The organism is Rothia sp. HMSC076D04, assembly GCF_001814645.1.
Lineage (GTDB): Bacteria > Actinomycetota > Actinomycetes > Actinomycetales > Micrococcaceae > Rothia > Rothia mucilaginosa.
Map to the genome: position 1 here is coordinate 240905 of NZ_KV817365.1, position 10514 is coordinate 251418.

Genomic DNA, 10514 nt, shown 5'->3' on the forward strand with positions numbered 1-10514 from the left:
GTAATGCCCTTCTGACGAGCCCACACGTAGGCGGCGTAGTTCGGGTCGGTGGTCTTCACATCCGGCCAGGGGGAGGTCTTAGGGAGGTTCACCTTGGGGCTACCAGCCTGAGCGTACAGCGCCGCAGTCAACTCGCCGCGAGTAGCGCGCTGCTGCTGCTCCTGGTAGGTGAGCTTCGAGGTGAAGGTCTTGTATTCTCGCGCGGGCGCAGTAGCATCCATGAAGTCCGGAACACCCTCAAACTTCAGATCCTGACGGCCCATAAGAACACCGCGGTGCTCCGGCGCCAAACCCACAATCGGGGTGATGAGAGGCCTGTCCTTCTTGGTGAGGTCGTAGTCGTAGTCGCTCCACGCCTCAATGACGTACTGCTTAGACGAATCCAGGGTGTTTGCGGGGATCTTGATGGTGCGGTAAAGAGTGCCTCCCTCCAGGCGGGTTACGCCATCGGGACCTTCATAGTAGGACTTCATATCGCTCATCGCCAGGACGGGGGTGCCGGTGCCCTTCTCACGAATCACGTACATGGCACCCTCACGGCCGGGCAGCTCCTCACCAACGAAACCCTCACCCTGGACCAGCAGTTCCTGATCCTTCGTGGTGTCCTTCAGAGCATCATACTTCCACTTAGGTGCCATGACTTCAGGATGGTAGGCGCGGGTGTACATCGGGTGGTGGGCGATAACGTTCTTGCGAGCCCAAATATCCTCAATGCTCGACTGCGGCTGGCCCTTAGCCTCGGTCAAAATACCCGTCTCGTAACGCACCTCATCCAGGGTGATACCCGGGAAATAATCGATGGGAGTGTAGAAACTCTCCAGAGCCTTAGCCTTGATGGTCAGCTTTGCCTCAAAAGTGCCGTCATCGGCAATGGTGAAGTCCTTACCCTCTTCAAAGCGAAGCATCGAGGTTGAAGGCTCTGCGTTACCGGGGCGATCCTTCGTAGCGGCAATGTAGAAGACAACGGTGCCGTGCTGCTCACGCCATTCCTTGGTGAAACCGGTACCCTTCAGGGTCACGGTGCCGCCCTCACCGGTGTAAAAAATGGTGTCATAGTCGGTGGAGTACGTCGGCTGCGCGGCAACATCCTGAGCCGCAGGCTTGGGGGTCACAGCATTTGCCGCCGGTGCATTAGCAGCAGGTGCCGCATCCTGGGCGAGTGCCGGAGTCATCGGCAGAACCATCGCACCAGCCAGCACCAGTGCGCCGCAACCCTGCGCCGCACGGAGGAACGAAGACTTAGAGTTCGGAAGCGAGGACATACATCATCCTTACGGGTCGTACCCACCGGGATGATGCAGTTTCATAGGGTTTCGGGGTGAGAAATCTCCGTCGAATCTGCGCCAACCCAATGAGAAAAGTGGTCGAATATCCCCGTCGGTTTCGGGGACATTTTCACCCTATCAAAGGGTTGGACAGATGTCAGGAAACGCTCAAGAAAAACTTGAAGGTTCTGAGGGTTTTCACAGGTTGACCAGCCACTAAGAACTGAGAACCCAGCACGCTAAACTCAGCACGCTAAACCCCAAAAACAGAGCCCCGCGCTCCTGGGCAGAAAACCTGCTCGGGAACACGGGGGTGTTCAGCTGGCTATGTTTAGCGAGACTGGAAAGCAGCCAGGACAGTCTCCAGATGACCGCGAGTCAGCAGCTGCTGAGGAATGAAATACTGACCACCGTACACCGTAGTCAAATTCTGGCTAGCCCACAGAATCTCACGGTAGAACGCAGAACCAGGCTTAACATCCACGTAGGGGGAATTACCCGTCACCGCAGGAGAACCAGCCGCGCGGTAAGTGAACGCTGCAACGGTAGCGTTCGAGATGCCAGCGTCCGCGTGGAACTTGCCGTCCGACCAGCCGTAGCTGATACCCTTCTCACGAACCCAAATGTACGCAGCGTAGTTCGGGTCGTCAGTCTTCACATCCGGCCAGGGGGAGGTCTCGGGCAGCTTCACCTCGGGCGCGCCGGCCTGAAGGTACAGAGCCACCGCCAGCTCACCGCGGGTAGCGCGCTCCTTACGCTGCTCATCGGTCAAGCTAGGCTTCTTATCCTCAACAGCGTCAGAGCCCTTGAACTTCAGGTCCTGAGAAGCCAGCAGAGTACCGCGGCCCTCGGGTGCCTTACCCACAACGGGGGCGACGAACTCGCCGTTCTCGTAACCGTTGTTACCCCAAACCTCTACGACATACTTCTTCGCGGGATCCAGAGTGTTCGCCGGAACCTTTACGCTACCGGACAGCTCACCATTCACAAACTCAAAGGCGCGGTCGTGATGGTTGTACTCAATGAGGTCGCTCGTCGCCAGAACCGGGGTGTTCGAACCCTTCTCACGGATTACGTACTGAACACCCTTAGGGGAAGCAATCTCACCGTAGAAGCCGGTACCCGAGAAGTAAATATCCTGATCCGCGGTGGTGTCGCCCAGAGCCTTGTACTTCACCTCGGGGGCAAACGGGCTGGGGCGGAACGCCTGAGTATGCACCGCAATACGGCGCACCACGTTCTTGCCAGCCCACAGATCTTCAACGGTCAGCGGGGGCTGACCCTGCTTCTCAGCAACCAGGTCAACCTCGTAACGCACCTCGTAACGCGGGATACCGGGGAAGTAGTTGCGAGGCTCGTAGTAGCGCTGAAGCACGTCCGGCTTGACCGTCAGCTGAGCATCCAGGGTGCCATCCTCGGCAATGGTGAAGTCCTTACCCTCCTCAAAACGGAGCGGCGTATCATCAGCGGGCAGAAGGTCACCATCGGGAACACCCTGAGAAGCGGCCAGGTAAACCGCTACATTGCCGTGCTTTTCACGCCACTCCTTGGTGAAACCCGAACCCTTCACGTGGACGGTGCCGCCCTCAAAGGTGTACAGTAGCGGATTCTTGCCGTCGTACAGAACGTCGAATGTCGGAGCGTCCTCCTGGACAGCCTTAGCGCCCGGAACATCCGCAGCCTGCGAACCATCGGAACCGTTAAAGTTCAGCGTCTGAGAAGCGAGCAGGGTGCCATGACCCTCGGGTGCCTTACCCACGACGGGGGTAATGAACTCGTCGCCCTCGTAGCCGTTGTTGCCCCACACCTCGACAACGTACTGCTTTGCCTTATTCAGGGTGTTCGCCGGAATATTGACGGTACCGGTCACATAGCCGCCCTGGTAAGCAAAAGCCAGTTCCTCGTGGTTATATTCGATGATGTCGCTAACCGCCAGAACCCGCGCCCTCAGGGTCTTCTCACGCACAACAATCTGAACACCCTTCGGGGAGTTAATATCGCCATTGAAACCCCAACCTGAGAAGTTCAGAACCTGATCGTTACCGGTATCCTTCAGAGCGTTGTAGCGCCAGTGCGGGGCGAAAGCATCAGTCTTCTGGGCGACAGCGGCCTTCGGAGCAGGGTCAGCCGGCAGAGAACCAGCCGCCGCAACTGCAGGAGCATCTGCGGCAACATTCTGGGCAAGCGCCGGAGCCATCGGCAAAACCATCGCGCCAGCCAACGCCAATGCACCGCAACCCCGTGCTGCACGGAAGAAGGACGAAGCCTTGAAATTCGGAAGAGCGGACATAATCATTCCTTATCGGTCGAACCCATCGCGCCAATGCAGTTTCTAAAAGGGAGTGAGAAATCTTCGTCGAATCTGCGCCAACCCAATGAGAAGTGGTCGAATATCCCCGTCAATTTCGGGGACAATTTCACCCTATCAAAGGGGCGAATAGAAGTCAGGAAACACTCAAGAGAGACTTGAAGGTTCTGAGGGTTTTCCCAGGTTGACCAGCCGTTAAAAACTGAACCCAGCATGCTGAACCCCGCGCACAGTCCTCAAAACAACAGTCTTCAAAAACACAAGCGGCCCCGCACTCCATTCAAGGAGTACGGGGCCACCAAACACACACTAACCAAGCGCTAAAACTAGGCAGTGTAAAAACTACGAAGTGCGGAAGTACAGGTACATCATCATCGCAACACGACCGCGAGACGTCTGAGCCGTCGGCTCAAAAGCATTACCCTCAGACACCGTCGACACGCCACGGCGCGAAGCCCACACAATCTGACGGTAGAACGGAGTCGCAGAGGAAACATCGCTAAACGGGGAAGAACCCGACATCTGAATCTTCTGCGCACCATCAGCACGGTACAGAAGAGCCGCAGCAGAAGCATTCGACAGGCGCGCCTCCGCATGGAACTTACCATCAACCCAACCGGAGGTAATACGCTCCTGACGCGCCCACAGGTACGCATCATAATTCGGGTCAGACTCATCAACATCCGAATACGGCGAATGCTCCGGACGAGTCACCGACGGTGAACCCGCCAGCTTATAGAACATGCTAATCAGCTCGCCACGAGTCATCGGATCCTCAGCACCAAAGTGACCCTCAGAAACCGACTCCATCGTCTGAGTACGAACAGCCCAGCGGATACCCGCATAGTACGCAGAATCCTCAGTGGCATCATCAAAAATAGTGTTCGCATCCGGCGCGGTCACAGACGGACGCAGAATCTTCGGACCCTGAGTCGAAGAACTCGACACCAGAGGAGAGGAGGTAACAGGCGCCGAAGCAGCTACCGGCGCAGCAGTATCCGCCGAAGAAAGACGCGCCTCCGACGAATCATAGAAAGAGAAAAGAGGAGAGAACGGCAGATACAAAACACCCGCCAGCGCTACAGCGCCAACAGCCAGCTCAATGCGGCGGCGCTTACGCTTCTTAGAATCAGCCTGAGAAGAAGCCTCGGGGGTGCCCTCCGGTGCCAGCAGAGGCGCAGAAGAATTATGGGCAGTATCAGTCGACTGCTTAGAATCCTGGGACATAAATCCTCAATGTGGTTGATGTATCGGTGTGTGATAGGCTCCCTAGCACAACAAGCGCCCAACCGGAAACGGGCGCGCACCAAGGGGGCGCAACAGTCCTAAGCATAAACCACAGCTTGAAAAATATTAATTTACACTCCACGGAACAATTGTGAAAAAGGGGAGTGGAACACCCCAAAAATCCCCCCAATAGCGGGTACCGCATGAGGCGCGCCCCACATGCGGTACAGCCCACATTAGCGTGTTAACCGGCAAAAATACCCCGAAAAACCGCGGAACAACAGCCAAGTAACTGCCCTGCTCACACCCCTGAAAGAGCCTAATAACCACCATGCAGAGGGCGCAGAAAAGCCGGGCCAGCGGGACGAAACCAATGTTTCATCACCGCCAGCCCGGCTCAATCGTTGCGGGTTAGACGCTAATCCCAACGAACTAACAGGACCCTAGCGAACCTTGTAGTTCATCAAGAAACCAGCCAGCTCACCACGGCTCACCAGCGCAGACGGGTGGTACTCAGAACCCAGGAAAACCTGCAGCTTCTGCTGCTTAGCCCAGGTAATCTCGCGGTAGAACGCAGAACCGACCTTCACGTCGGTGTACGGTGCCTCAGTCACAGCAACCGGCTTCTTGCCATCAAAACGGTACAGGAACGCTGCAACGGTAGCGTTAGACACGGACGCATTCGCGTGGAACTTACCATCGGACCAGCCGAACGTAATGCCCTTCTGACGAGCCCAAATGTAGGCGACGTAGTTCGGGTCATCAGCCTTCACATCCGCGTACGGGCTAGTAGCCGGCAGATCAACCTTCGGGGAACCAGCCAGGCGGTACAGCGCAACGGTCAGGTCGCCGCGGGTCGCGTCATCATTAACGCCAAACCAATCCTTCTCGCGAGAATCGATCAGCTTCTGATCAGCAGCCCACAGAACAGCCTTGTGGTTCGCGTGAGCAGTCGGAACGTCAGCGAAACGCTCACGGACCTTCTTGTTCGCAGACTCACCAGTCAGAGTCAGGTAATCAGCAGCGATGCGCTCGCGCTGACCATCCGCATAGTTAATGGTTACGAAAATAGCGTAGCGGCTATCCTCATCCAGCTTGGTGCCGTCAACATTAACGGTGGTCTCAAATGCGCCAGTTGCCACACGGTCAGCGTTCAGAGTGATGCTATCCAGAGCCTCACCGGTCGGGTTGCCGTCAGCCTCAGCCTCAGAGAACAGAACGTTCACGGTAGCGCCAGCCGGAACCTTGAAATCCTTACCCTTCACACGGATAGTGGTCGAAGAGCTCAGATCAACCTTGTCAGTGCTCAGGGACACCGAAGGCGAAGCAGTCTTAACGTTCTCGCCGTTCACCGGAACAAACGCCTGAGTGCTCAGCGCCTGGTTGTTCGCCTCATCGTTATCTTCCGGGACGTTGAACTCGAAAGTCTGCACAACGTAGGAGCTGCCGGACTTCAGGGTGCCTGCCGGGATGTCCAGAACGGTCGAGAAACGGCCGTTGGTGTAGCCCATGTACTGGCCGAAGAAAGCAGAGTAAGAGGTGAACTTAGCCTCCGACTGAGCCAGCGCGGGGCCGGTTGCCTTACCGGTCGCCGGATCAACCGCACGAACCGCCACAATTAGCGACTCGCTACCGTTGTACGAAATGTTCTGGAAACCGGCACCGTTCACGGTGACCTTAGTGTTCTCAGAAGCATTCACCGACGAAGCGTCGTACGACAGGGTCGGGGAATCAACGGTGGGAACATCCGCAACCTTCAGTTCAGTACGAACCTCATCCGCGGGAATCCAGCCGTCTTCAGCGTCATCGCGGTAACCGAGCACAACATCGAAGGACGAGCCATTGGCCTCCAGATAGTTAGCGTCGATCGAAGCGGTCAGGTTCACGGTGCCGTCAGCCGCAAAGGCGGAGGCGGGAACATCCTGAACGTAGAAGGGGTAATCACGCGGGTGGTGCGGCGGGAAAGCAACACTTTCACCCTTCGGAACAACGTACAGGCGGAACGACTTGCCCTTGACGAAGTCCTTAGAGAAACCGGAGCCGCTAACCGTCACGTTGCCGCCCTTGAGAATATCAAAAGTGCCGGAGGTAACCTGCAGACGCTGAGCACCCTGAACCTCGCCCTGCGCAACAGCCTGAGCCGCTACCGGAGCAGCAGGCGCCGCAAACGCGGGGGAGAGGGGCAAGAGCATGGCGCCAGCCAGGGTGATGGCGCAGCCGCTCTTGGCCATGTTTTTGGGTAGCGCAAAGCGCATGTGGTTGGGAAGTGAGGACATTGTAATCCAATCAGTTTTTATCGGTGTCACGCATCGAGTGTGGTGCGCATAAACACCGTAGCAAATAGTTAAGACGTGCTGGAACCTGAAAGGTCATCAGCGCGAAAAATGTCTGTGTGTTTTATCGCATGTCTTAAGATGAAGTATAGCTTTAAAAAGTATGTGCATGACGTGGAAAATATGCCTAAATATTGTGCTGATAAGCACAAACACTGGTCACTGTACAAAAAAGAAAGCACAAAAAACCCACCGCATTCGAAAAATTCGCACCTATGCAACCTCTGCAGGTTGAGAATATTCACAATGCGGTGGGCAAGGCAACATAAAAGTCACCCACAATAAAAGTGGCACATAAACAGAGCCATAAAGTCGCCTATTTGACGAAAGCTACCCAAAATAGCTAACACCACGGCGAGACACTATGTGAGACGGCTGCCGCCGTGCTCCATGCGGTACAGCATCGTAGCGAGTTCCGTGTGCCCAATAAACGACGGCACATACGCCTCATAGGTAGACTGTTCGCTGATATAACCCCAAATGCGCTGATCAATCGCCCACTGGGACTCCTTACGGAACGAGTAATGCCAGCCAAGAACAGTATTCCACCCGCCTTCAGAAAAACCACCCGGCAGACTACTCTTCTTTGACGCCGAAGAAACAGGACGAGGCTTTGCCGCAGGAACCTTACCCTGCGCCCTCTGATACCTATACAGGAACGCCACCGCCGAAGAATTGTAAACCTTCGCATCCGGGTGGAAATTGCCATCCGCCCAACCGAACGTAATGCTTTGCTGACGAGCCCACACAATCGCGGCATAGTCCGGGTCGCTAGGCTGAACATCCGGATACGGGCTGGCCTCCGGAAGCTCAACCTTCGGCGAACCCGCCAACATATAGAGAGCCACCGTCAGATCACGGCGCGTTATATTCTCAGAAGAATAGGACTCTGATTTGGGAAGCTGCTGAGCCTTGTACCACCTCTTCGCAGCCTCACCCTCCTCAAACGCGTTCACCACCAAACCAAGGTCAGTAGAAACAACCTGCTGCACAGAATCCGCGGCACCACCCTGACCGGGAAGAACCTTCTCCACCACTAACTTGTAACCGCCCTGATAATTGAGCGCCTCACCGGGAACAGCGAGGGTCGCCTCCGTGTAACCGCTCTGGATACGGTCAGCCGCAATATCCTGCTCCAGCGCCTTCTGACCCGTCAGATTGCCAGAAGCATCCGTAGCCTGCAGCGAGAAACGGTAATGACCCTCGGTGAGGTTCGGCAGATTCACGGCACGCACCTGCAACGTGTTCTTCTCCCAATAGGGGCTCACCTGCGGTGAATCAGAATAATATTGGTCCCTCTGCTGCGGCTCAACACGCAGAACCGGGGCGGCATCCTTCACCTCGGTGTTCGAGTTGGGTGAGCGCACCGGAATAAACGGGGCAACATCCGTCAGGAGGCTACCGGGGACCTTCTCCTCATCTGGATTCGGGAAGAAGCCGCTGTAGACGCCAATCATGTACGACTTGCCCGGCTGCAGAGTGCCCGCAGGAATTGTCACATCCGCAGAGAAATAGTTGTTGAGGAAACTCCAGCAATAGTATTCGCCGCAATCCGTATAACGAACTGCATGCGTGAAAACGGGTTTGCCCACCATCTTTCCCGTTGCAGGGTCAACCTCATACAGCATCAGATACGCCGGGGCGCTCCCCGGCTCAAGAAGCTGCTTAGAGAGAATATGGTAGCCCTCAATCTTCAGCTGCGTATCAACCCAGGGGTTATCAATCGCCGGCATGCTGTACACATAAGTAGTCTGACCCGGCTCAGGGTCCTGAGTCAGGCTGAGCGGAGTGTGGGCAGTAAGACGGGGATCCTCATACTCCTCGGCGTTCGGCTCGCGCTCGCCCGCCGGGTAGTAGGTCAACACCACGTCAAGGGCAGGCGAAGGGATCGCCCGGATGGTCTGCTTCTTGACCTCGAAGGTGAAGGTGAGGCTTCCGTCCGGGTTGTCGTGGACGATACCGTCTTCTCGAAGATGATCGACCTTGCCACGGTACAGGGGATTTTGGGTTGCCTCACTGGTACGGGACCACCCGTAATCGGTACCACGGTTCACGAGGCCGAACTGGAAGAGCTTGTACTTCTTACGGAACTCGGGGCTCAACGGGGAGGTCGTCACGGACACCGTGCCTCCCTGAGAAATGTTGAGGGTGCCGGTAGTGACCTTCAAATCAATCTTGTCAGCATCGCTAATACCGGTTGCGGCATCCGCCTCAGCGGCGCCGGGGACGGCAGCTACGGGGGTTGCCTGCAACGATGCGGCAGGGGAGACGGGGCTCGCCGGATCCGCTTGAGCAGGCTCCACCTGTGCGGGTTTCGTCTGTGCCGCATCAGCATGCGCAGCAGGGGTGACCGCCAGAGCCGGGGTCATGCCCAGCAGCAGGGAGAGGCTAATTGCCTTCTTACCCCGGGTATTTTGGAGGCGGTTTTTCTGGGCAGGCGTCTTAGCGCCCTGAGCTGTGGTTGGTCGGAAGAAAGAAGACACGGTTATCCCATCTAATGTTCTGCACTGTGCTTTCTATACCGGGCTCTCTACACGGTGGTTTTTGCACACCGGGTTTTCTGCACAGTGGTTTTCTGTACGGTGATTGAAGTGAGTGAGGGAAAAGCTGAGTGAAAGGGGAGAAATGAACGGTGAAAATGAACGAAAAGTTGAGTAAAAGGGGGGGGGCACCAGGGGCCTCAGCGAAAGTGCTGGCGGGCTGAAAAGCCGGGCGAATTAGCCCGAAATTTTCAGCCCGCCATTACCGATTGTAAAGCAACACAACAACATGCCGTGTGGCCGCAGGGGACGACTCTCAAATAGCTACTTCAGGAATAACTATTTCAGGGCAACTACTTGAGGCGGCTGCCGCCGTGCTCCATACGGTAGAGCATCAGTGAGAACTGCCAAGAGGAAACAGTATCCGAGCTGAAATTCTCACCGTGGCCTCGATAATATTCTGCGTATCCCCAGATAATCTGCTGGGTAGCCCACAGCGATTCCCTCCAGAACGCAGTATCCATACGCTCATACTCGGGCCAGTGCACCCGCGAACGTGAATCCCGTGTGGGAGAGTCCTCCGGTACATTACTGCTATCTGACGTATCGCTCTTCGGTACAGGCGAAGACGGCAAACTGCTCGACTCCGGCGAAGACGCAGGGGTTAGCGCTCGTTGGTACCTGTACAGGAACGCCACCGTCGAGGCAATCGAAAGGTTCGCCTCCGGGTGGAACTTACCATCGACCCAACCGAACGTAATACCCTTCTGACGAGCCCAAATGTACGCGGCGTAGTCCGGATCGTCCGGGGTTACATCCGCGTAAGGACTGGTTGCAGGCAGCTCAACATGAGGTGCGCCCGCAAGACGGTACAGCGCCACCGTGACATCGCGGCGACTCA

The 10514-nt window shown here is 56.3% G+C and carries 6 protein-coding genes; all 6 read right to left on the reverse strand.

Features of this window, described 5'->3' with window-relative positions; all coding sequences use genetic code 11:
• Window positions 1-1262, reverse strand: a 1262-nt coding sequence (locus tag HMPREF2980_RS03390; RefSeq protein WP_070690326.1) for a peptidase, incomplete at its 3' end; no start/stop codon positions are given.
• Between the two features lie 334 nt (window positions 1263-1596).
• The gene (locus HMPREF2980_RS03395) at window positions 1597-3555 is read right to left on the reverse strand and encodes a gluconolactonase (RefSeq protein ID WP_070690167.1); all 1959 of its coding nucleotides are present in this window, start codon (window positions 3553-3555) and stop codon (window positions 1597-1599) included.
• 360 nt (window positions 3556-3915) lie between these two features.
• Window positions 3916-4800 carry an S-layer homology domain-containing protein gene (locus HMPREF2980_RS03400; RefSeq protein ID WP_049354786.1) on the reverse strand — a complete coding sequence of 295 codons (885 nt, stop codon included), beginning with the start codon at window positions 4798-4800 and terminating at the stop codon, window positions 3916-3918.
• A 443-nt stretch (window positions 4801-5243) separates the two neighbouring features.
• A complete protein-coding gene (locus HMPREF2980_RS03405; protein ID WP_070690169.1) occupies window positions 5244-7076 on the reverse strand; it encodes an S-layer homology domain-containing protein in 1833 nt (610 codons plus the stop codon).
• Window positions 7077-7495: 419 nt separating this feature from the next.
• Entirely contained in the window at window positions 7496-9616 is a 2121-nt protein-coding gene (locus HMPREF2980_RS03410) for an S-layer homology domain-containing protein (protein ID WP_083309211.1), read from the reverse strand.
• Window positions 9617-9966: 350 nt separating this feature from the next.
• Window positions 9967-10514 (reverse strand): S-layer homology domain-containing protein (locus HMPREF2980_RS03415; protein ID WP_210394532.1); only part of this gene is annotated, 548 nt, incomplete at its 5' end.